Below are 22,298 nucleotides of genomic sequence, written 5' to 3' on the forward strand. Positions count from 1 at the left end.
CGCGGGCGCGGCGAGCGGCACTCGCGCGAGACCCCAGCGCCGGGCGGCGGCGACCAGCCGCGTGTGTTCGGCGGCGGCGCGCTCGGCGGCGGTCATCGGCGCCTGCGCGCCGGGGCCGCCCTGACCGGAGGCGGAGCCGCCGGAGCCGCCGGAACCGGTCGAGGAGCAGCCGGAGACGACGGCGGCGGTGGCGAGGGCGGCCAGCGCGCAGCGCAGGGCACGGCTCCGCTTCCACGTCCCGGACTTGTCTTTTTGTCCTACTTGTCTCATGGTGCGGGATACTGACAGGCCACCGTCCGGCCGTCGGCCCGACACCCGGACCGCCGTCGCACGGTCCACCGACTGGCCCACAGCGACCCGGCGGGCGGCCTGGCCCACAATGGGCCGGTGAACGACCTCGCCCCGCTCCTGACCCCCGAAGGCCGCGCCCTCCTCGCCGAGGTGCGCGGCACCGATCCCGCGCGCGAACTGGCCGTGGCGACCCGGCTGCGCCGCGACCACCCGGCCGAGCTGGTGTCGGCCGCGCTCGGCCAGGCCCGGCTGCGCAGCCGCGCGGAGGCCAAGTTCGGCGCCGAGGACGCACAGCGCATGTTCTTCACCCCCAACGGCGTCGAGCAGTCCACGCGGGCGAGCGTGGCCGCGTACCGCGCGGAGCGGATGCGGCGGCTCGGGGTGACCTCGGTGGCGGACCTGTGCTGCGGGATCGGCGGCGACGCCGTCGCGCTGGCCCGCGCGGGCATCCGGGTGCTGGCCGTGGACCGGGACCCGGTGACGGCCGCCGCCGCCCGCGCCAACGCCGAGGCGCTGGGCCTGACGGAGCTGATCGAGGTCCGCGAGGCGGACGTCACCGAGGTGGACACCGCCGGGTGGGACGCGGTGTTCGTGGACCCCGCCCGCCGGGGCGGCCGGGGGCGGATCTTCGACCCGGAGGCGTACTCACCGCCGCTGTCCTGGGCGGTCGCCGCCGCGCGCGGCGCCGGGCGGGCCGCGCTGAAGGTCGCGCCGGGCATCCCGCACGAGGCGGTCCCGGCCGAGGCGGAGGCCGAGTGGATCTCGGACGGCGGCGACGTCAAGGAGGCCGTCCTGTGGTTCGGCACCTCCCCCGGCCTGGTCCGCGCCACCCTGCTGCCCGGCCCGCGCACCTTGGAGTCCCGCGCACTCCCCGACCCGCCGGTCCGCCCGGTCGGCCGCTACCTCTACGAACCGGACGGCGCCGTGATCCGCGCCCACCTGGTCGCCGAGGTGGCCGAGGAGGTCGGCGGCGGCCTGCTGGACGAGACGATCGCCTACGTCACCGCCGACTCCCTCGTCCCGACGGCATACGCCACCGCCTACGAGATCACCGACCAACTCCCCTTCAACGTGAAGAAGTTGAAGGCACTGCTCCGGGAACGCGAGGTGGGCGTGCTGACCGTCAAGAAGCGGGGTTCGGCCGTGGAGCCGGAGGAACTGCGCCGGAAGGTGAAACCGCAGGGTCCCCACTCCGCGACGGTGTTCATGACGCGGGTGGCGGGAGCGCCGACGATGCTGGTCGGGCGGCCGGTACGGGGGTGAAGCCGCCCGTGCGGCAGAGGGGTTGATCCGCGGGCACGGCACAGCACGGCACGGGTGGGGTGAAGTCCGCTTCATGGCACGTGAGTTGCCGTACGGATGGTCAGTGGTCCGGGCTCAGCCGAGGGAGTTCCACAGCTTGCCCGCCGCCGGTTCCTTCGGGATGACTCGGTTGGGGTCCGAAGGGGCGGTGACGACCGGCATCATCACCGTCTTCGTCCGGTCGGCCGTGATGCCCTTCAAGCTCCGCCCCAGGCTGGAGAGTTCGGACAGGGAGTCGAGGCCGGTGTCGGTGGTGAGGCTGGCGGTGACGGCGTCGGCGACGCGGTAGAGCCTGGCCGGGTCGGTGAGCAGGTCGGTGGCGGCGATCTGCTCCAGCAGGGCCTTCACCAGCTTCTGCTGGAGTCCTATCCGGCCGAGGTCGCTGCCGTCGCCTATGCCGTGCCGGGTACGGGCGAGCGCCAACGCCCGCTTGCCGTCCAGGTGTTGCGTACCCGCCTTGATGTGCAGGTGGCTGCTGTCGTCGTCGATGTCCTGGTCGATGGTGACGGTGACCCCGCCGAGGGCGTCCACCAGCTTGGCGAAGCCCGCGAAGTCGATCTCCACGTAGTGGTCCATGCGGATACCGGTCAGCGTCTCGGCGGTCTTCACCGCGCACACCGGACCGCCCACCTCATAGGCGCTGTTGAACATCGCGCCGTACGCCGCCACGCTCGTACCGCCGGACGGGAGCGGGCAGGACGGGCGGGTGACGAGGGTGTCGCGCGGGATGCTGACGACGGTGGCGCTGGTGCGGCCCGCGTCCACGTGCACGACCATCGCGGTGTCGGAGCGGGCACCCGAGCTGTCGCCGCCGCCGAGCTTTTTGTTGGCCTTGCCGCTGCGTGAATCGGAGCCCAGGACAAGGATGTTGAGCGGGCCGGAGGGCAGCGGTTCAGCGGCCGTGGCGGAGGGCACGGGCGGGCGGTCGTCACCCAGCGCGTGGTCGATGTCCACGCTTCTGATGTTGCCGTTGAGGTGGCGGTAGACCCAGCCGACGGCACCCGAGCCCAGCAACAGCGCGCCCACCAGGACGAGTCCGACGGTTCTCAGCCCGTTCGGTCTGCGGTCCTTGCGCGCGCCTTCGCCCTTCACACCCTGTCCGGTCACAGGAGGAACATAAGTCCGAATGACGGGAGATGGCGGGTGGAAGCCGGGCCGGGTGGGATTTCTTCGGAAAATCTCACGCTCCGGGCAGAGCCGGGGGCTCCGAGCGGAGAACCGGGGCTCCGGGTGAAGTCCGTACGGCGCGGTGTGCGCCACGCAGAACAACCCGCTCCCGTAAGTACCGGGAGCGGGGTGTCAGTTGAGCGCCGGGCAGGCCTTGCACCTGCATTTCCCCGCAGGAAGCGGGGCGTCTTTCCTTGGACCACCAACGCACTGCGTCCGGGCCGTTGTTGTTCCGGCCGTTCGCTGTGTGATGATCATAGGCATGCACGGCGGTGACATGCAAACGTCAGTCGCCGTCCACCGCCTCGAACCGCCACCGGTGCACTGCCCGGGTCACCAACTCGGCTTCGGGTTCGGGGAGTTCGGGAAGCTCCGCGTCGTAGGGCGCGTCCCACCACGTGACGACCAGCACCCGGTCCCCCGGTGCGCGCAGGGTCTCGCGGCGCAACGGGACCCGGCTCAGCTCCTGTTGGCGTACCCAGGCCAGCAGGTCGGCGCCCCGGCCGTCCACCGCCCGCGCCTCCCACATCAGGGCGACGGTCACGGGTACAGGTTCCCCTTGCTGACCTCGTGCACATGGTCGTGGCCCGTGTGCGAGTGCCCCGCGCTGCCCGGCACGTGCGGGTCGGTGACCGGCAGGGAGGGGTCGGCGGAGAGGTCCCAGTCGGAGGCTGCGCGGTTGCGGGCGACCATCTCGGCGCCGAGCGCGGCGACCATCGCTCCGTTGTCGGTGCACAGCTTGGGCCGGGGCACGCGCAGCCGGATACCGGCCGCCTCGCAGCGTTCCTGGGCGAGCGCGCGGAGCCGGGAGTTGGCGGCGACACCGCCGCCGATCATCAGGTGGTCCACGCCCTCGTCCTTGCAGGCGCGGACGGCCTTGCGGGTGAGCACGTCCACCACGGCCTCCTGGAAGGACGCGGACACGTCCCGCACCGGGACCTCCTCGCCCGCCGCCCGCCTGGCCTCGATCCAGCGGGCCACGGCGGTCTTCAGCCCGGAGAAGGAGAAGTCGTACGGCGCGTCGCGCGGGCCGGTCAGACCGCGCGGGAAGGCGATGGCGGCCGGGTCGCCCTCGCGGGCGTAGCGGTCGATGACCGGGCCGCCGGGGAAGCCGAGGTTCAGCACGCGGGCGATCTTGTCGAACGCCTCGCCCGCCGCGTCGTCGATGGTCGCGCCGAGCGGGCGGACGTCGGAGGTGATGTCGGCCGACAGCAGCAGCGAGGAGTGCCCGCCGGAGACCAGCAGCGCCATCGTCGGCTCGGGCAGCGGGCCGTGCTCCAGCTGGTCCACGCAGATGTGCGAGGCGAGGTGGTTGACGCCGTAGAGCGGCTTGCCGAGGGCGTAGGCGTACGCCTTGGCGGCCGAGACGCCGACGAGCAGGGCGCCCGCGAGGCCGGGTCCCGCGGTGACCGCGACGCCGTCGAGGTCGCGGGCGGAGACACCGGCGTCCTTCAGGGCGCGCTGGATGGTCGGGACCATCGCCTCCAGGTGGGCGCGGGAGGCGACCTCGGGGACGACTCCGCCGAAGCGGGCGTGCTCGTCCACGCTGGAGGCGACGGCGTCGGCCAGCAGGGTGGTGCCGCGCACGATGCCGACGCCGGTCTCGTCGCAGGAGGTCTCGATGCCGAGGACGAGGGGTTCGTCAGCCATTGATCTCGGTTCCTTGTACGGAGGACGACGGGTCGGTCAGGCGCATCACCAGGGCGTCCACGTTCCCCGGCTGGTAGTAGCCGCGCCGGAACCCGATGGGGGCGAAGCCGAAGCGCTCGTAGAGCTTCTGGGCGCGCAGGTTGTCCACCCGGCACTCCAGCATGACCTCGGCGCACTCGAAGGTGGTGGCCGCGCGCAGCAGCTCGGTGAGCAGGCGGGCGCCGAGGCCGCTGCCCTGGAGGGTGCGGGCGACGGCGATGGTCTGTACGTCGCCCAGGTCCCCGGAGGCGGCGAGGCCCGCGTAGCCGACGAGCCGTCCGCCGGTGTCCTCGGCGACGACGTAGCGCCGGGTGGCCTCGGGGCCGCGGGAGTGGGCCAGCTCGGACCAGAACATGCCGCGGGACCAGGCGTCCTCGGGGAAGAGATCCCTCTCCAGCTCCAGGACGGGATCGATGTCCCACCAGCGCATGTCCCGCAGTCGGGGGGTTGCCGGCGCCGTCACTTCGGGGTGACCACCTTGTAGTTCTTCGGCACCTGCGCGTCGGGGCGGCGCAGGTACAGCGGGCGGGGCGCGGGCAGCTCCCCGCCCGCCGCGAGCCGCTCGGCGGCCAGCGCGGCGAGGGAGGCGGCGGAGACGTGCTCGGGCGCGTGGACGGCCGGGAAGGTCTCCGGGTAGAGCAGCGCGCCCGCGCCGACCGCCGGGAGCCCCGCGACCCGCTCCGCGATGTCGGCGGGGCGGTCCACGGCCGGGTCGGTGAGCCGGGTGCGCGCGTCGGCGTACGTCGCCCAGTAGACCTCCTTGCGCCGGGCGTCGGTCGCCACGACGAAGGGGCCCGCGCCGCCGGGGAGGTCGGCCGCGTACGCCAGTCCGTCCAGCGTGCACACGCCGTACACGGGGACGCCGAGCGCGAGGCCGAAGGTGTCGGCGGTCATCAGGCCGACCCGCAGGCCCGTGTACGGGCCGGGTCCGGTGCCGGTGACGACCGCCGTGACGGCGTCCAGTCCGAGGCCCGCCTCGGCGAGCACGCGGTCCACGGCCGGGAGCAGCAGTTCGCCGTGCCGGCGCGCGTCCACCTGGCTCGACGAGGCGATGACGTCCGTGCCGTCGTGCAGCGCGACGGTGACGGCGGGGGTGGCGGTATCCAGAGCGAGCAAGAGCACGCGAACAGCCTACGGCGCCCGCGGCTCGCGCACGGCCGTCCGGGACGGACGGTGACCGGCTGCTACGGTCGGTGGCGAAATACGACATGTCGCATCAAGGTGCCGCGTCCGCCGCGCACGCTCGTCCGGCATGGCACACGTCCTCGTACCCGTACGAAGCAGAGGTGGGCGCACGTGGCAGGGAGCAGTTCGGGGATCGTCGCCGGGCTCACCGCGGCGGCCGTCGGCATCGTGGGGTTCCTCGCCTTCCAGGCGTCGGCCACCGTCCCGGCGAACCTGGGCGGCAGACCGGGCGCGGGCGCGTCGCCCTCGGCGGCCGTCACCAAGGCGCCGCGCGACCGCAGCCACCCCGGCGCGCTGCCGGGCGCCTCGGGCACCGGCGAGCGGGTCGTGTACTCGGTGGACGACAACCGGGTCTGGCTGGTGGACGAGCGGGGGCGCGCGGAACGCACCTTCGGGGTCCAACCGGGCAACGTGGACCCCCCGGTGGGCACCTACTGGGTGACCTCCCGCTCCAACGCCGTCACCGGCACGGACGGCACCCCCATCGAGCACGTGGTGCGCTTCACCAGCGTGGACGGCGTGGTCATCGGCTTCAGCGCCGCCGTCGGCAAGGGCGAGGAGGACCCGGTCACCCCGGGCGTCAAGACCGGCGGCATCCGCGAGCGGCGCGAGGACGGCGCCGCGATGTGGGAGTTCGCCACGATCGGGGTGCGGGTGGTGGTGATCCGCTGAGGCGCGCGAGGCGTACGGAGTGCGCGGGGGGCGCGGAGGGCGTACGGCGCGCGTGAGGCGCGCGGACGGCGTACGGCGCGCGGAGGGCGCGCGGTACGGGCCGGGCCCGGGCCGGGGTTTCCGACAAGCTGTCGGAATCATATTGCGCAGGACACCGTGGGCATGGTCACATGGAGACCAGGCCGTTGTTAGGTGTACCTAACCACACTCCGCCCCCGCACCTCAGGAGGCGTCCGTGTCCGCTCCCCGCCCCACCGCGCGTCCCGCCGTCACCGGAGTGCCGATGCGTGACCTGCTGGCTTCCTGCGCGGCAGCGGCGGCCGTCTCCCGGCCCCCGCGTCTGCCGGAGCCCGGCACCGGGACCGAGCCGGAGACGGGTACGGGGGCCCCGGTCGGGGCCGGTCACCCGGAACCGCACACCGACCGGTCCTCCCGCACGCGTCCACATCACCGCGAAGCCGCCTGACGCCTACTCCCTGACCCCTACCCCCTGCCACCTGACAGCGCGGGCGTCGCGGGCGTCGCCGCCGGGCCCGGTCGGGCCGCGGAAAGCGGGGCGTTTCGGCGGGCCCGGTTCAGTCGGCCAGTTTCTCCAAGTCCGCGTCCGCCCAGCGGGCACCCAGCCCGGTCAGCACCACGTGCCGTACCTCGTCCGAGGTGTCCCCGACCGCGCGGTGGATGACGACCTGGAGCCGGTCCTCGGTCAGTTCCTCGACCTTGCCCTCGCCCCACTCCACGACCACCACCGACTCGGGCAGCGACACGTCGAGATCGAGGTCCTCCATCTCGTCGAGCCCACCGCCGAGGCGGTACGCGTCCACGTGCACCAGCGGCGGACCGTCCCCGAGGGAGGGGTGAACGCGGGCGATCACGAAGGTGGGCGAGGTGACCGCGCCCCGCACGCCGAGCCCTTCGCCGAGTCCTCGGGTCAGCGTCGTCTTGCCCGCGCCCAGCTCGCCGCTGAGCATCACGAGGTCGCCCGCGCGGACGATCCCGGCGAGCCTGAGACCGAGGTCCCGCATCCGCTCGGGGGAGGTGACGGTCAGCCGGGTCTCAGCGGGAGCGTGCGGTGCCGCCGGCGCTTCCGGCGCTGCTGCTTCGTCCATAGCCACTTACCGTAGCCCCTGCGGGCACGGCTCCCGCGCGGGTGAGCAGGTCGGCGAGGCGGTCGGTGACCACCTCCGGGTGCTCCAGCATCACCAGGTGCCCGGCGTCCGGGACCAGCACCAGCTCCGCCTCCGGCAGCAGATCCGCGATGGCCTCGCTGTGCTCGCTCGGGGTGACGAGGTCGCGCACCCCGGCCAGCACCAGCACCGGGAAGTCCCGGAAGCAGGCGAGCGCGCCGGTCTTCTCGTGGTCGGTGAACGCCGGGTAGAACTCCGCGACCACGTCGATCGGCGTGGACTCGATCATCCGCTCCGCGAACCGCTCCACCGCCGGGTCCACATCGCGGGACGCGAACGAGTACCGCTTGATCACCCCGGCGAACAGGTCGGCCGTCGCCCGGCGTCCCTTCTCCACCAGCTCCGCCTGCTGCCCCAGCGCCTTCAGCACGCCCGGCAGCACCCGGCGCACCGCGTTCACCCCGGCGACCGGCAGACCGAAGTTGACCTCACCGAGCCGCCCGGAGGACGTGCCGACGAACGCCGTCGCCACCACCCGGTCCCGGATCAGCTCCGGGAACTCGGCGGCCAGCGCCATCACCGTCATCCCGCCCATCGAGTGCCCGACCAGCACCACCGGGCCGTCCGGCACCGCCGCGTCCAGCACGGCCTTGAGGTCACGGCCCAACTGGTCGATGGTGAGCGGACTTCCGTCCCTGCTCTGTGCCACCCCGCGGGCCGACCGGCCGTGACTGCGCTGGTCCCAGTGCACGGTCCGGACGACACCGCGCAGCGCGGCGCGCTGGAAGTGCCAGGAGTCCTGGTTGAGGCAGTAGCCGTGGCAGAAGACGACGGTGACCGGGGCGGGTGCCTTGCGGCCGAAGAGGCGGCGGCGGCGCGGGGCGACACCCGGACCGGGGTCCGGCTCCACGTCGTCCACCTCGTAGTACAGCTCCGTGCCGTCGTCCGAGACCGCCCTGCCCGGCGTACCCCGCAGGGTGCCGTACGGGCCCGTCGAGTCCAGGGCGAGCCGGGCGCGGCGGCGCATTCCGCGCCCCACGGTCATCCGCTCGACGGCCACCCCGGCCGCCGCACCGGCGGCGAGCACACCTATCGCGGCACCGGCGATACCGGTCGCCCGGCGCCAGCTCCCGCTCGCGTCGGCGGCCGAGACGGCTTCGGCCACCGAGGCGACCGCACCGGCGACGGCCTCCGCACTGCTCTCGCTCACGTACCGCTCCTTGTCGCCGCATCGCCGTGTCGCTCTGTCGCCGTGTCGCCGTCTCGCGCCGTGTCGGACCGGCGGGGGCTGCCGGGAAGGGTGCCCGAAGTCCTCCGTGGGGGCAATGGGTGGTGCTGGTGTGACGCGTGTCGCCGGTCGGCGCCCGTCCAATCCGGTCGGCGGGCCGTCCGGCTCACGGACGGGTTACCCGCCGGTGCCCGCGTTCACCTCGGCGTCCCCGCCCGCGTGGACGCGGGGTGCCGCGTCCAGATGCACGCGGGGCACGCGCGTACCGATCCGGGTCACGATCTCGTACGCGATCGTGCCGCACGCCTGCGCCCAGTCCTCGGCGGTGGGTTCGCCCTCGTCACCGGGGCCGAACAGCACCGCCCGCGCGCCCGCCTCGGGTTCGTCGCCGCCGAGGTCCACGACGAACTGGTCCATCGCCACCCGCCCGGCCGCCGTACGCCACTTGCCCTGGATCAGCACCGGCCCGGTGCCGGAGGCGTGCCGGGGGATGCCGTCCGCGTACCCGACGGGGACCAGGCCGAGGGTGGTCGGGCCCGGAGTGACGTAGTGGTGGCCGTAACTGACACCGTGTCCGCCGGGTACGTGCTTGACCAGGGCCAGGGAGGCGCTGAGCGTCATCACCGGGCGCAGTCCGAGGTCGGCGGGGGTGCCGATCTCGGGGCTGGGCGAGATGCCGTACAACGCGATCCCGGTGCGCACCAGATCGAAGTGCGCCTCCGGAAGGGTGAGCGTGGCCGGGGAGTTGGCGATGTGCCGCACCTCGGGGCGCACACCCTGCTCCTCCGCGTACGCCACCATCTCCCGGAACCGGGTGAGCTGCGCGGCGATCGACGGGTGGCCCGGCTCGTCGGCACACGCGAAGTGTGACCAGAGTCCGGTGACCCGCAGCAGCCCGGCCTCCTCCGCGCGCAGCGCCTCGGCCACCAGCTCCGGCCAGTCCTCGGGCTGACAGCCGTTGCGGCCGAGGCCGGTGTCGGCCTTGAGCTGCACCCGCGCGGTCCGGCCCGCAGCACGGGCGGCCCCGGTGACCTCGCGCAGCGCCCACAGCGCGCTGACCGCGACGTCCACGTCCGCCTCGATCGCCTGCCGCCAGGGCCCGCCGGGCACCCACAGCCAGCAGAGCAGGCGCGTGTCCAGCCCGGCCGCGCGCAGCGCGAGCGCCTCCTCGGGCGTGGCGGTGCCCAGCCAGGTGGCGCCCGCCTCCACGGCGGCCCGCGCACAGGGCACCGCCCCGTGCCCGTACCCGTCCGACTTGACGACGGCCATCAGGGCAGCACCACCCGCACGGGCCCGCAACGCCCGCACGTTGGCCCGCAGGGCCCCCAGATCGATCTCGGCCCGCGCCCGCAGAGTCGCGGTAGACACCGCTGCTGTCTCACTCATGACCCCTCCAGTGTCTCATCGGGCGGGCGCGCGGCCGGGTTGCGGTGGTGCGGGGTGATTTGGGGTGGCGTGGGGGGCAGGCGGAGGAGGTGGCGGCCGTGATGCGGGGCGGGACGGGGTGCGGGTGCGGGTGCCTGAACGGGTACGGGTACGTGATCATCCCCGCTCCGCTCGGCACTCCCGGTTTCCTCCGCGACCGGTGCCACCTCCCCGTTCCCGAACACCAGGAACCGGAACAGATTGCCCACCGGGCTGCCCTCGCTCCAGCTGAAGTAGGCGTGCGGCACGCTCCCGGTGCGGTCGCGCAGGGCCAGCAGGATGGCCGCGATGGTGTTCGGCACCGTGGGACCGGAGGCGCGCAGCCGCATCACCCCCTGCTCCTCGTCGCCCCGGACCTTCACCTCCGTGGTGAACTCGGAGGAGTCGCGCACCCGTACCTCCAGGAACAGCACCGGGCCGCCCTCGGGGAGATGGCTGTGCGCCCGGCGCTCGTACTCCTCGGCGCGGTCGCGCGGGCCGCCGTGCACGCGGGGCTCGTCCGCGATCACACGAAGCGGCCCGTCGTGGCCCGCCCGTGCGAGCAGTCGCTCGGCGCTGTCGTCGAACACGACCTCGGCGGCCCGCAGTTCGAAGGCGCGGTGCGCCCGCGAGCCGAACGAGGTGAGCAGGATGGCCGTGATGAAGATGAGCGCGATCTTGATGCCGTCGGGGCGCTCGATCACATTCACGACCAGGGTGTACGCGAAGACACCGGTGATCGTGCCGAAGCCGAGGGCCGCCGCGCGGCGCCCGCGCCGGTGTGCGGAGACGGTCGAGGCGAACGCTGCGGACAGCATCAGCACCAGCACACCGGTGGCGTAGGCGCCGCTCTGCGCGTCCACGCTGGCGTGGAACCACAGGGTGATCAGCACGGCGGTCGTCAGGAAGACCAGCACCATCGGGCGGACCGCGCGGGTCCACTCCGGGGCCATGCCGTAGCGCGGGAGATAGCGGGGGACGAGGTTGAGCAGTCCGGCCATCGCGGAGGCGCCCGCGAACCAGAGGATCGTGATGGTGGACAGGTCGTAGACCGAGCCGAAGATCCCGCCCAGTTCCTGGTGCGCGAGGTAGGAGAGCGCGCGTCCGTTGGCGGGGCCGCCGGTGCGGAAATCGGACTGGGGGATGAGGATCGTGGTGGCCAGGCTGGACAGCAGCAGGAAGCAGCTCATGATCAGCGCGGCCGTGGTGAGGAGTCTGCGGGCGCCCCGAATGCGCCCGGCGGGTTCCTCCCAGGTGTCGGAGGCGTCGCCCTTGATCTGCGGCATGACGGCCACGCCGGTCTCGAAACCGGACATGCCGAGCGCGAGCTTCGGGAACACCAGCAGGGCCACCCCGACCATCGCCAGCGGGGAGGAGTGCTGGGTGGTCAGCGCCCCCGTCCAGTCGGTGATCTTCACCGGGTGCGCGAAGACCTCGTAGGCGGAGACCGCGAGGACCACCAGATTGAGCGAGAGGTAGACGGCGACCAGGATGAGGGCGATGCCGATGGCCTCGCGGAAGCCCTTGAGGAATACCGCGCCGAGCAGGGCGACGAGGGCCAGGGTGATCCAGGTGTTCTCGCCGTGCGCCCACTGCGGGGCGAGGGGGTTCTCGGAGACGTGCGCCGCCGCGTCGGCCGCCGACAGGGTGATCGTGATCATGAAGTCCGTGGCGGCGAAGCCCAGCAGCACCAGGACCAGCAGCTTCCCCGACCACCAGGACAGCAGCCGCTCCAGCATGGCGATCGACCCCTCGCCGTGCGGGCTCTCGTGCGCCACCCTGCGGTACACCGGCAGCGCGCCCAGCAGGGTCAGCGCCACCAGCACCAGCGTGGCCAGCGGCGACAGCAGCCCGGCGGCGAGCGCGGCGATGCCGGGCTGGTAGCCGAGCGTGGAGAAGTAGTCCACACCGGTCAGGCACATCACCCGCCACCACGGGTGGCCCTCCTGGTCCGGACGCGGGGTCCGGTGCGGGCCGGGATGGCGGGCCGTCTGCTCACTGAGCCCCTCCAGCAGCCACGCCCGCAGGCGGGACCGCGCGGCGGACGGATCGGCGCCCGGTCTGGGCACGGCGGAGCTGGTCATACGGGCGGGCCTCCTGGCGGGCGGGCGTCCGGCGACGGGCACGTCCCGTGGCACGGGGACTCTGTACCCCGCATGCGTACACCCACCGCCGCCGGTCGCCCCGGTACGGCTCGCATAGGCTGACCGGATGCAGGACGAGTACCGCACAGTGGCCCGTGCGGGCGTGCACGAGACCGAGGTCAACCGCTCGCGCTTCCTGTGCGCCCTCGCTCCGGCGGCCACCGAGCAGGAGGCGCGGGACTTCGTCGCCGCCGTCCGCAAGGAGCACCCCGACGCCTCCCACAACTGCTGGGCGTACGTCATCGGCGCCGACGCCTCCGTCCAGAAGGCCAGCGACGACGGCGAACCCGGCGGCACCGCCGGAGTCCCCATGCTCCAGATGCTGCTGCGCCGCGAGATGCGCTACGTCGTCGCCGTCGTCACCCGCTACTACGGCGGCGTCAAACTCGGCGCCGGTGGCCTGATCCGCGCCTACGGCGGAGCGGTCGGCGAGGCCGTGGACACCCTCGGCACCCTCACCCGCCGCCGCTTCCGCCTCGCCACCCTCACCGTGGACCACCAGCGCGCCGGGCGGCTCCAGAACGACCTGCGCACCACCGGTCGTACCGTCCGTGCCGTTCACTACGGCGAGGCGGTCACCATCGAGATCGGGCTCCCCGAGGCCGACCTCGCCCCCTTCCGCGCCTGGCTCGCGGACGCGACGGCGGGGACGGCGGGGTTCGAGGCGGGCGGGGAGGACTACGGGGACGTGTGAGGCGTGCCGGGGTGAGATGTGTCGGGGGAGGCGTGCACCACGGGGGCGTGTGGGGCGTGTCCGAAGCGTGGCTGTGTGAGGCGTGGCCGTGTGAGTCGTAGCGGTGTGAGGCGTGCCCATGAGGTGCGGCCGTGAGGTGCGGCCGTGTGGCATTCATCGCATAAACGGACAGGGTGCCTGCGCTGAGCCGCCGTTCCCCGAGATCCGTGCCCGTCCGGAGATCCGGAGGCATTAGCGTGGTGGCTGTTCTGCGCGTGCCTGGCCGGGTTCGTGCTGGTTCTTGAGGGCGGATGGAGCAGTCGTGCGGGCCGGAGCGGTTTCTTGAGAGTGCTGCACACGTCGGACTGGCACCTCGGCCGGTCCTTCCACCGCGTGAACATGCTCGGTGCGCAGGGCGAGTTCATCGCCCGGCTGGTCGAGACCGTCCGCGCGCGCGAGGTGGACGCCGTGGTCGTCTCGGGGGACGTGTACGACCGCGCCGTACCCCCGCTGGCAGCCGTGGAACTCTTCGACGACGCCCTGCACCGGCTGGCCGCGCTGGGCGTGCCCACCGTGATGATCTCCGGGAACCACGACTCCGCGCGCCGCCTCGGTGTCGGCGCGGGGCTGATCGGCCGCGCCGGAATCCACCTGCGCACCGAACCCTCCGCCGCCGGTACGCCCGTCGTACTGGCCGACGCGCACGGCGATGTCGCCTTCTACGGCCTGCCCTACCTCGAACCCGCACTGGTGAAGGACGAGTTCGGGGTGGACCGGGCCGGGCACGAGGCCGTGCTCGCCGCCGCGATGGACCGGGTCCGCGCCGACCTCGCGGCCCGCCCCGCCGGAACCCGCTCCGTCGTCCTCGCGCACGCCTTCGTCACCGGCGGCCGGGCCAGCGACAGCGAACGGGACATCACCGTGGGCGGAGTCGCCGCCGTACCCGCCGAGGTCTTCGACGGCGTGGACTACGTCGCCCTCGGCCACCTGCACGGCTGCCAGACCATCACCGGGCGCGTCCGCTACTCCGGCTCCCCGCTCGCCTACTCCTTCTCCGAGGCCGACCACCGCAAGAGCATGTGGCTGATCGACCTCGGCGCCGACGGCTCGGTCACCGCCGAACGCCTCGACTGCCCCCGGCCCCGGCCGCTCGCCCGGCTCCGGGGCACCCTGGACGGCCTGCTCGCGGACCCCGCGCTCGACGTGCACGAGGACGCCTGGGTCGAGGCCACCCTCACCGACCCGGTCCGGCCCGCCGACCCGATGGCACGGCTCGCCGAACGCTTCCCGCACACCCTCAGCCTCGTCTTCGACCCCGACCGCGGCCCCGACGAACCCGGCGTCAGCTACGCCCGCCGCCTCTCCGGCCGCAGCGACCAGCAGATCGCGGAGGACTTCGTCGCCCACGTCCGCGGCAGCGGCCCCGACGAACGGGAGACGGCCGTGCTCCGCGACGCCTTCGACGCCGTACGCGCCGACGACACCGCGCGGGAGGTGGCCCGGTGAGGCTGCACCGGCTCGACATCACCGCCTTCGGGCCGTTCGGCGGCACCCGTAGCGTGGACTTCGACGCGCTGTCCGCCGCCGGGCTGTTCCTGCTGCACGGCCCGACCGGCGCCGGGAAGACCTCCGTCCTCGACGCCGTCTGCTACGCCCTCTACGGCGCCGTCCCCGGCGCCCGGCAGAACGGCCAGGGCACCACCCTGCGCAGCGACCACGCCGACCCGGCCACCCGCACCGAGGTCCGCCTCGACCTCACCGTCGCCGGACGCCGCCTGGAGATCACCCGCCAGCCCCCGTGGGAACGCCCCAAGCTGCGCGGCACCGGTATGACCACCGACAAGGCACAGACCTGGCTGCGCGAGTACGACCCCGCCACCGCCGAGTGGAAGAGCCTCAGCCGCTCCCACCAGGAGACCGCCGAGGAGATCACCCAACTCCTCGGCATGAGCAGGGAACAGTTCTGCCAGGTCGTCCTGCTGCCCCAGGGTGACTTCGCCCGCTTCCTGCGCGCCGACGCCGAGGCACGCGGACGGCTGCTCGGGCGCCTCTTCGACACCCGGCGCTTCGCGGACGTCGAGAAGCGGCTCGCGGAACGGCGCCGGACCACCGAGGCACGCGTCCGCGAGGGCGACGCCGCGCTGCTCGCCGACGCCCACCGCATGCAGCAGGAGGCCGGCGACGCCATGCTCCTGCCCGAGCTGGCCCCCGGCGAACCCGGCCTCGCCGACGCCGTGCTCGGCGCCGCGGCCGTCGCCCGCAGCACCGCCCGCGAACGCCTCACCGTCGCCCACTGCCGTCTCACCGGGGCCGAGTCCGCGCGGGACACCGCCCGCGCCGCCCTGGACGCCGTACGCGAACGGGCGCGGCTCCAGGCCCGGTTCGCCGAGGCCACGCGCCGCGCCGACCTGCTGCGCGAGCGCTCCGGCGCGCAGCGGGCGGCCGAGGAACGCATGGCCCGCGCCCGCAGGGCCCAGACGGTCGCCCCCGCGCTCGAACTCCGCGAGACCGCCGAGACCGAACACCGGCGCGCCGCCGCCACCGAGGCCCGCACCCGCCATGCCCTGCCCGGCAGCCACGCGGACGCCGGACCCGCCGGACTCGCCGCCGCCGCCCGCCGCGCCGCCGAGGAACTGGGCGGCCTGGAGTCCGCCCGCCGCGCCGAACAGCGGCTCACCGCGATCGCCGGGGAACGCGCCGGACTCGACCGGCAGGAACGCGCCGACGAGGACGCACTGCGCGAGGCAGCCGCCTGGCTGGCCGACTGGGACACCGCCCGCGACACCCTCCAGGCCCGCGTCGATCACGCCCAGGAGGCCGCCACCCGCGCCGAACAGCTCGCCGTCCGCCGCGAACCCGCCCTGCGCCGCCTGGACGCCGCCCGCCGCCGGGACGCCCTCGCCGCCGACCTGACCCGCGCCGAGGACACCGGCCGCACCTCCCGGCAGACCGCCCAGGACGCCCGCGACCACTGGCTCGACCTCAAGGAACAGCGCCTCACCGGCATCGCCGCCGAACTCGCCGCCCACCTCAGCGACGGCACGCCCTGCGCCGTCTGCGGGGCCACCGAACACCCCGCCCCGGCCCGCCGGGTCGCCGGGCACGTGGACCGCGAGGCGGAGGAGACCGCGCTCACCGCGTACCAGAGGGCCGAGGAACGGCACGCCGGTGACGTACAGCGGCTCGCCGCCGTACGCGAGGCGATGGCCGCCGCCGGTGCCGAGGCCGGTGACCTGTCCGCCGGTCGGCTCGCCGCCGAGGCGGAGGAACTGGAGCGGGAGTACGGCGACGCCCGCCGGGACGCCTCCGACCTGCACACCGTGCGGGAACGCCTCCGGCAGGGGGAACGGGAGCGCGAGCGGCGCCAGGACGAACAGCGGCAGGCCGAGGTGCGCACCGCGTCCCGGCAGACCCGCCGCGACGCCCTCGACCGTGAACGCGCCACGCTGGCCGACGAGGTGACCCGCGCCCGTGGCTCCGCGCCCGACGTGGCCACCCGCACCGCCCAGTTGAAACGCGGCGCCACCCTGCTCACCGAGGCCGCCGACGCCGCCCGCGCCGCGGAGAACGCCGCCCAGCGCCTCAAGGACGCCGACGCCCGCCTCGCGGACGCCGCCTACCGCGCCGGGTTCGACACCCCCCGCGAGGCCGCCGACGCGCTGCTCGACGACGCCGCCCACCGCGACCTCCAGCACCGGCTCGACGCCTGGCAGGCCGAGGACGCCGCCGTACGCGCCGTCCTCGCCGAGCCCGACACCCTGGCCGCCGCCGCACAGCCGCCCGCCGACCTCGCGGACGCCGAGCGGACCGCCGCCGAGGCCGAACGGCGGCTGCGCGAGGCGGCCTCCGCGCGGGACGCGGCGGACCGCTGCCGCGCCGAACTCGACCGGCTCTCCGCCCGCGCCACCACCGGCGTACGCCGCCTCGCACCCCTGCGCGACGAGTACGAGCAGGTCGCCCGCCTCGCCGCCCTCACCGCGGGCACCTCCGCCGACAACGAGCGCCGGATGCGCCTGGAGTCCTACGTCCTCGCCGCCCGCCTCGAACAGGTCGCCGCCGCCGCGACCGCCCGGCTGCGCCGCATGTCCGCCGGGCGCTACACCCTCGTCCACTCCGACGACCGCAGCGGACGTGGACGCAGCGGCCTCGGACTGCACGTCGTGGACGCCTGGACCGGCCGCGAACGGGACACCGCCACCCTGTCCGGCGGCGAGACCTTCTTCGCCTCCCTCGCCCTCGCCCTGGGCCTCGCCGACGTCGTCACCGACGAGACGGGCGGCGTCCGGCTCGACACCCTCTTCATCGACGAGGGGTTCGGCAGCCTCGACGACCAGACCCTGGACGAGGTCCTCGACGTCCTCGACTCCCTGCGCGAACGGGACCGCAGCGTGGGGATCGTCAGCCACGTACCCGATCTGCGGCGCCGGGTGCACGCGCAGCTGGAGGTCGTGAAGGGGCGGGACGGGTCCTCGCTGCGGGTACGGGGGGTGTAGGCACGGTTCCGGCGGCGGTCGGTGGGGGCGTGGGCGCGGTTCCGGCGGCGGTCGGTGGGGGTGTGGGCACGGTTCCGGCGGCGGTCGGTGCCGCCTTCGGGGGGCGTTGTCAGTGGCCTCGTGCATGATCGGTGAGGTCGGCTCCCTTGCCGGGGGCCGGTCATCGACCGGATACGGGGGGCGTCATGACCATCACCGAGCAGCGGATCACCGAGCACGAGTTCCTGCGCGGGCTGTACGCCGACGGGTACTACCCGGACGCCGTCGTGGACCGGGGGCGGGACGTCCTGCTCGCGCTGTGCGCCCGCATCGAGGCGGAGCGACCCGCCGACCTCACGGCCCTGTACGCCCTCACCCACGAGGCCACCCGCGCGTTCAACCGGCTGGAAGCCGACTTCGAGGCGGCCGGGAGCGAGATCGAGACCGTGGCGCGGGAGGCGATAGCGGAGGACTTCTGGTTCATCGCGTCGGCGTACGGGTTCGCGGGGGCGGACGTGGAGGAGTTGATCGCGCCGCGGGAGTGGTGAGGGGGTGAGGGGTTGCTGTGTGGGCTGAGGGGTGCTGCTCGGCCGAGGGTACGGCGCGCGTGCGCGTGTGGCGCCCTGGGTGCGCTCGGGTGCTGGTGCCGGTGGGGCGCGGGCGCCGCTGAGAGGCGCGGGTGTGCGCCGCGCGCTGTACGGCGTCCGCCGCCCGGCCCTGTCGAGGGCGTGCGGGCGGCGGAAACGTACGGTTGTCGGGCTCCGGGGCGGCGCCCGGACAGCGCGGTGTCCCGGCGGGGCCGCCGGTGTCAGCGGAGCCCGTCGAACGCGATGTCCAGGTGGCGCGGGCCGCGCAGCACCGCGTTCTGGCGGTACGGCGGCGGGTCCTGGACCAGGCGCGGATTGTCCATCCGCCGGGCCAGCTCAGACAGCGCGATCTGCGCCTCCAGACGGGCCAGCGGAGCGCCGAAGCAACTGTGGATGCCGCTGCCGAAGCCCAGGTGCTCGATGTCCTGCCGGTCCGGGTCGAACGTGTCCGGGTTCTCGAACCGCTCGGGGTCACGGTTGCCCGCCGCGAGGACCAGCCAGATCCGCGAGCCCTTCGGGATGGTCACCCCGCGCACCTCGATGTCCGCGATACAGGTCCGCTGCGGCACCATCTGCACCGGCGGCTCGTACCGCAGCAGCTCCTCCACGATCCGCACCGACAACTCCGGCTCTTGGCGGAGCCGTTCCAGTACGTCCGGGTGGCGCAGCAGCGTCAGCATGCCGTTGGTGATGAGGTTGACCGTCGTCTCGTGCCCGGCGATCAGCAGCAGCACCGAGGTGCTGAGCACCTCCATCATGGTCATCGCGCCGTCGGGACCGTGGCTGTTGACGAGGTCCGACAGCAGATCGTCGCGCGGCTCCTTGGAGCGCTGCTCGACCAGTTCCGCGAGGAACATGCCGAGCTGCATCCGCGCTTCCTGCGCCGCCTTCTGGAACTCCGGGTCCGAGCCCTGCCGGGTGTCCGGGTCCAGGCTCGCCACCAGCGGGTCCACCCACGCCCGGAAACGCGGCTCGTCCTCGCGCGGCACCCCGAGCAGACGGCAGATCACCGTCACCGGGAACGGATAGGCGAACTGGTCCACCAGATCGATCTCGCGGGCATCCCCGAAACCGTCGATCAGTTCGGAGACGATCGCGGCCATCCCGTCCCGCATGTCCTCCACCCGGTGCGGGCACTGCGGCGGGCCGAACGCGCTGTTGGCGATACGGCGCAGCCGGTCGTGCTCGGGCGGGTCGAGCCGCAGGAACGACGGGGGCAGCCCGGTCTGCTCGGCCTCCCCGAGCGGGTCGTAACCGGCCGCCGCGAGATTCGAGGCGTCCGAGCTGATCCGCGGGTCGTGCAGCAGGCTCTCGATGTCCCAGTACGAGCTGATCACGTACGGGCCGCCGTCCTGCTCGTGCAGCACCGGCGTCTTCCGCAGCTCCGCGTAGACCGGGTACGGGTCCGCGCGATTGGTGAAGTCGGTGATCTGGTGCACCAGTGAGACTTTCGTCGTCATGAGAAGTCCTCGCGGGTCGGGCCGTGCGGCGGCGAAAGCGGGGGTGTGGGTGCGGGTGTTTCGCCGGATGCTTCGGCGAGTGCGGACGGCGGGGCCCGTCGTATGAACGGCGGGCCCCGCGACGGTCGTTCAGTGGCGCGCCGGAGTGAAGACCAACTGCTGGTCGGCCGGTGAGTAGCCGCTCAGGGTCACGCCGGGCGCGTGGGTCGGCAACGACGGGTCGGGGAAGTCGGCGGCCACCGGCTGCCGTCCCTCGGGACGCCGGTCCACCGTCGGGAACTCCACCGGGAACGGCGCGCCCCGCTCGATCTGCCGCTGGTAGAACTCCAGCCAGCGCGTGTTGTCGAAGCTGACCGCGGCCACCATCCTGCCCTGGTGCCCGTATACGCCCACGAACCGGCGCTCGGCCAGCGACCCCTGGACGATCATCAGATCGTCGCCCATCGGCGGCACCCCGACCGACTTGATGTTCACCCCGAACTGCGACGACCAGAACGCGGGCATCCACAGATGCGGGCGCCGGTCGGCGGGCAGGCAGATCATGTTGTGCGCGGCGGTCTCCGCCTGCGCGACCGCGTTGCCCCAGTGCTCCAGCGACAGGAACTGGTAGCCGAACAGCGCGTGCGGGGAACGCGCCACGTCACCGGCCACGAACACGTCGTCCGTGACAATGCCCCGGAAGTCGAACGCCCGGCACCCCGCGTCGCACGCGATACCCCGCGGCCCGGCCCCCAGCCCCGACCCGGTCAGCCACTCCGTGTTCCGGAGCGAGCCCAGCGACACCACGACCACATCCGCCTCGACCACGCTCTCGTCGGACAGATGCACCGCGCGCACCCGGCCCACCGAGTCGCCCTCCAGCGCGGTCACCGTCACATGCGTGCGCAGGTCCACGCCGTTCTCGGTCATCAGATCGGCCGACACCGCACCGATCACCCCGCCCAGCGCGCCCACCAGCGGCGCCCCGGCCCGCTCCGCGACGGTCACCGCGATGCCCTTTTCCCGGCACGCGGAGGCGATCTCGCAGCCCGCGAACCCCGCCCCGATCACGAACACCCGGCGCGGCCCGGCCTTCAGCCGCTGCTGCAACCGCACCGCGTCGTCCCGCGTCCGCAGCACCAGCACGCCGTCGAGCGCGGCCTCCGCCTCGTTCGGCCACGGCCGGGCACGTGTCCCGGTGGCGATCAGCAGCCGGTCGTACTCCACGTCGTCGCCGTCCGCGAGCAGCACCCGCCTGCCCGGCAGGTCCAGCCCGGTCGCGGCCACCCCGAGCCGCCACTTCGCGTCGATCTCCCAGCGCTGCGGCAAATCCGTGTGCTCCGGGGACGCCAGGCCCATCAGCACGCCCTTGGACAGCGGTGGCCGGTCGTACGGTTCGTACGGTTCGTCGCCGATCAGCGTCAGCTCGCCGGTGAAGCCCTCGGCACGCAGTGTCTCGGCGGCACGCAGTCCGGCGAGGGACGCCCCGACGATGGCGATGCGGCCCTCGCGCCGCAGCCGTTCCATCCGGTCATCGGCCATCGCGGGCCTCCACGGTGACGACCTCCCGAGGAGTGACGGTCGCCGGTACGGCGCCGCCCTCCGCTGTCTCGGCCCGCACGGACGGCGCGTCCAGCCCGTCCGCCGTGATCGCCTGCACCGGGCAGGCGGCCACCGCACGCGCCACCCGCTCCCGCTGCTCCGCGTCCGGCCGGGGGTCGTAGGCCAGCGCCTCCTCGCCGTGCATGACGAAGACATCGGGCGCGAGGAACGCGCACTGCGCGTACCCCTGGCATTTGTTGAGATCGACGACGAGCCTCATCGACGCTCCGCCCTTCCGGGCCAGGTCCGGTGCGCCTCGCCGCGATACGCGCGGGCACCTCCGGACGGCGGTCATGTCCCGCTCGCCAGCATGGGAGCGGGGGAGGGGGGACCGCTTGCTGACTACTCCGTTCGGGTGAAGCGGGCTTCGCTTTCGCGGTCGTTCCCGCAGGTCAGCGCCGCACGCTGGATATTCGGTGCGGGGTGCGGGGTGCGGGGTGCGGGGTGCGGGGTGCGGGGTGCGGGGTGCCGAGTCCGGGTGCCGGGTACTGGATCTCGGTGCTAGGTGCTAGGTGCTAGGTGCTCGGTGCTCGGTGCTCGGTGCTCAGCGTTCGGCGTTCGCGCGGTGGGTGTCCCGCCGCCTCCGCGCCCGCCCGCTCGCCACGAGGATGTGGACGCTCAGCACCAGTGACCAGGCCGGGAACACCAGCTCCGCCCACGGCACGTTCGACGACACGAACAGCAGCGTCACCGCCGTGAGGAAGCCGATCACCGTCAGCCAGCGGGGCAGTACGCCCAGCCGGTGCCCGATGACCGACATCGAGCACACGAACACCGCCGCCATCCGCATCGCGTACCCCGTCATCAGGGTGTACGCGAAGTGGCGGCCGAAGTCCCAGGCGGCCGGTGACGGCACGGCCCCCGAGGGATGCGCCACGGACAGCACGGCACCGGCCGCCGCAGAGGCACCGAACATCGTGGCCGTGAAGATCAGCCCGCTCCCCAGGAACACGGTGGCCAGGAACTTGTCCTCGACCGCACCCACATGCGCCCGCACCGCGCCGACGAACCACAGGAAGAAGATCCCGGCGAACGGTACGAGCGCCAGCGCCGCCCCCACCGCACTGCGCCGCCCGGCATCGGTGAACCCCTGTGCGGTGACCGCGTCGGCGCCCTCCGGCAGCCCCAGCCGCATCAGCACGATCGTCGCCGCCAGCAGCAGCGCGAAGACCACCCCGGCCAACCCGGCCGCCCGCGGTGTCTCCAACGCCTCCTGCCCCCGCCCCTTCGACTGCAACGGCTCTGCCCGCATCGGCGGTCCGCCTCCTCGATCCGGTTCCCGCCACCAGCAAGCGGGGTTCCCGCCGGATGCGCCACCT

20 protein-coding genes and 1 pseudogene are annotated in these 22,298 nt (G+C 73.7%); 7 read left to right on the plus strand and 14 right to left on the minus strand.

Features of this window, described 5'->3' with window-relative positions:
* Positions 1–270: pseudogene (locus KUM39_RS22975) on the minus strand (polysaccharide deacetylase family protein); the annotation flags it as partial.
* Between the two features lie 117 nt (positions 271–387).
* On the opposite strand from KUM39_RS22975, the gene KUM39_RS22980 reads away from it, so the two are divergent.
* On the plus strand, positions 388–1,554 hold the full coding sequence (locus tag KUM39_RS22980) for a THUMP-like domain-containing protein (protein ID WP_308288212.1): 1,167 nt from the start codon (positions 388–390) through the stop codon (positions 1,552–1,554).
* Between the two features lie 114 nt (positions 1,555–1,668).
* Here KUM39_RS22980 and KUM39_RS22985 read toward each other — a convergent pair whose 3' ends face one another.
* From KUM39_RS22985 to tsaB, 5 genes are all read right to left on the minus strand, one after another.
* The gene (locus KUM39_RS22985; RefSeq protein WP_217787659.1) at positions 1,669–2,700 is read right to left on the minus strand and encodes an LCP family protein; all 1,032 of its coding nucleotides are present in this window, start codon (positions 2,698–2,700) and stop codon (positions 1,669–1,671) included.
* 346 nt (positions 2,701–3,046) lie between these two features.
* Positions 3,047–3,304, minus strand: coding sequence for a hypothetical protein (locus tag KUM39_RS22990; RefSeq protein WP_217787660.1), 258 nt, complete (start codon positions 3,302–3,304; stop codon positions 3,047–3,049).
* Positions 3,301–4,410, minus strand: coding sequence for a tRNA (adenosine(37)-N6)-threonylcarbamoyltransferase complex transferase subunit TsaD (tsaD, locus tag KUM39_RS22995; RefSeq protein ID WP_217787661.1), 1,110 nt, complete (start codon positions 4,408–4,410; stop codon positions 3,301–3,303). Before tsaD ends, KUM39_RS22990 begins: the two co-directional genes overlap by 4 nt.
* Positions 4,403–4,912: a ribosomal protein S18-alanine N-acetyltransferase gene (rimI, locus tag KUM39_RS23000; RefSeq protein WP_217787662.1), complete on the minus strand. Its 510-nt coding sequence runs from the start codon at positions 4,910–4,912 to the stop codon at positions 4,403–4,405. The genes tsaD and rimI overlap by 8 nt, the downstream gene beginning before the upstream one ends.
* A complete protein-coding gene (tsaB, locus tag KUM39_RS23005; protein WP_217787663.1) occupies positions 4,909–5,571 on the minus strand; it encodes a tRNA (adenosine(37)-N6)-threonylcarbamoyltransferase complex dimerization subunit type 1 TsaB in 663 nt (220 codons plus the stop codon). Before tsaB ends, rimI begins: the two co-directional genes overlap by 4 nt.
* Positions 5,572–5,745: 174 nt before the next feature.
* On the opposite strand from tsaB, the gene KUM39_RS23010 reads away from it, so the two are divergent.
* Together KUM39_RS23010 and KUM39_RS28330 are read left to right on the plus strand one after the other, a co-directional pair.
* Positions 5,746–6,306, plus strand: coding sequence for a hypothetical protein (locus tag KUM39_RS23010; RefSeq protein ID WP_217787664.1), 561 nt, complete (start codon positions 5,746–5,748; stop codon positions 6,304–6,306).
* A 235-nt stretch (positions 6,307–6,541) separates the two neighbouring features.
* A complete protein-coding gene (locus KUM39_RS28330; protein WP_308288213.1) occupies positions 6,542–6,772 on the plus strand; it encodes a hypothetical protein in 231 nt (76 codons plus the stop codon).
* Positions 6,773–6,881: 109 nt separating this feature from the next.
* Here the strand turns inward: KUM39_RS28330 and tsaE are convergent, their stop codons facing one another.
* The 4 genes from tsaE to KUM39_RS23030 form a co-directional block, all read right to left on the minus strand.
* A complete protein-coding gene (tsaE, locus tag KUM39_RS23015; protein ID WP_217787665.1) occupies positions 6,882–7,412 on the minus strand; it encodes a tRNA (adenosine(37)-N6)-threonylcarbamoyltransferase complex ATPase subunit type 1 TsaE in 531 nt (176 codons plus the stop codon).
* Entirely contained in the window at positions 7,360–8,640 is a 1,281-nt protein-coding gene (locus tag KUM39_RS23020; RefSeq protein WP_217787666.1) for an alpha/beta fold hydrolase, read from the minus strand. The genes tsaE and KUM39_RS23020 overlap by 53 nt, the downstream gene beginning before the upstream one ends.
* A gap of 195 nt (positions 8,641–8,835) precedes the next feature.
* Positions 8,836–10,044 (minus strand): alanine racemase, encoded by a 1,209-nt coding sequence (gene alr, locus KUM39_RS23025; RefSeq protein WP_217787667.1) that lies wholly within the window; start codon positions 10,042–10,044, stop codon positions 8,836–8,838.
* Positions 10,041–12,146, minus strand: a complete 2,106-nt coding sequence (locus KUM39_RS23030) for an APC family permease (RefSeq protein WP_246620598.1) — start codon at positions 12,144–12,146, stop codon at positions 10,041–10,043. The genes alr and KUM39_RS23030 overlap by 4 nt, the downstream gene beginning before the upstream one ends.
* Before the next feature lie 127 nt (positions 12,147–12,273).
* Between KUM39_RS23030 and KUM39_RS23035 the strand changes: the two genes are divergently transcribed.
* The 4 genes from KUM39_RS23035 (at position 12,274) to KUM39_RS23050 (ending at position 17,899) form a co-directional block, all read left to right on the plus strand.
* Positions 12,274–12,900 (plus strand): YigZ family protein, encoded by a 627-nt coding sequence (locus KUM39_RS23035; RefSeq protein WP_217787668.1) that lies wholly within the window; start codon positions 12,274–12,276, stop codon positions 12,898–12,900.
* Positions 12,901–13,221: 321 nt separating this feature from the next.
* The gene (locus KUM39_RS23040) at positions 13,222–14,385 is read left to right on the plus strand and encodes an exonuclease SbcCD subunit D (protein WP_217787669.1); all 1,164 of its coding nucleotides are present in this window, start codon (positions 13,222–13,224) and stop codon (positions 14,383–14,385) included.
* The gene (locus tag KUM39_RS28620; protein ID WP_217787670.1) at positions 14,382–17,372 is read left to right on the plus strand and encodes an AAA family ATPase; all 2,991 of its coding nucleotides are present in this window, start codon (positions 14,382–14,384) and stop codon (positions 17,370–17,372) included. The genes KUM39_RS23040 and KUM39_RS28620 overlap by 4 nt, the downstream gene beginning before the upstream one ends.
* Before the next feature lie 185 nt (positions 17,373–17,557).
* On the plus strand, positions 17,558–17,899 hold the full coding sequence (locus KUM39_RS23050; RefSeq protein WP_217787671.1) for a DUF5713 family protein: 342 nt from the start codon (positions 17,558–17,560) through the stop codon (positions 17,897–17,899).
* A gap of 260 nt (positions 17,900–18,159) precedes the next feature.
* Here the strand turns inward: KUM39_RS23050 and KUM39_RS23055 are convergent, their stop codons facing one another.
* The 4 genes from KUM39_RS23055 to KUM39_RS23070 form a co-directional block, all read right to left on the minus strand.
* Positions 18,160–19,398, minus strand: coding sequence for a cytochrome P450 (locus KUM39_RS23055; protein WP_217787672.1), 1,239 nt, complete (start codon positions 19,396–19,398; stop codon positions 18,160–18,162).
* A gap of 129 nt (positions 19,399–19,527) precedes the next feature.
* Positions 19,528–20,919: an NAD(P)/FAD-dependent oxidoreductase gene (locus tag KUM39_RS23060; RefSeq protein WP_217787673.1), complete on the minus strand. Its 1,392-nt coding sequence runs from the start codon at positions 20,917–20,919 to the stop codon at positions 19,528–19,530.
* Entirely contained in the window at positions 20,909–21,199 is a 291-nt protein-coding gene (locus KUM39_RS28345; RefSeq protein WP_246620599.1) for a ferredoxin, read from the minus strand. The genes KUM39_RS23060 and KUM39_RS28345 overlap by 11 nt, the downstream gene beginning before the upstream one ends.
* A gap of 324 nt (positions 21,200–21,523) precedes the next feature.
* The gene (locus KUM39_RS23070; protein ID WP_246620600.1) at positions 21,524–22,231 is read right to left on the minus strand and encodes a hypothetical protein; all 708 of its coding nucleotides are present in this window, start codon (positions 22,229–22,231) and stop codon (positions 21,524–21,526) included.
* Positions 22,232–22,298: the final 67 nt, after the last annotated feature.

Origin of the sequence: Streptomyces corallincola, assembly GCF_019104725.1 — a bacterium.
Lineage (GTDB): Bacteria > Actinomycetota > Actinomycetes > Streptomycetales > Streptomycetaceae > Streptomyces > Streptomyces corallincola.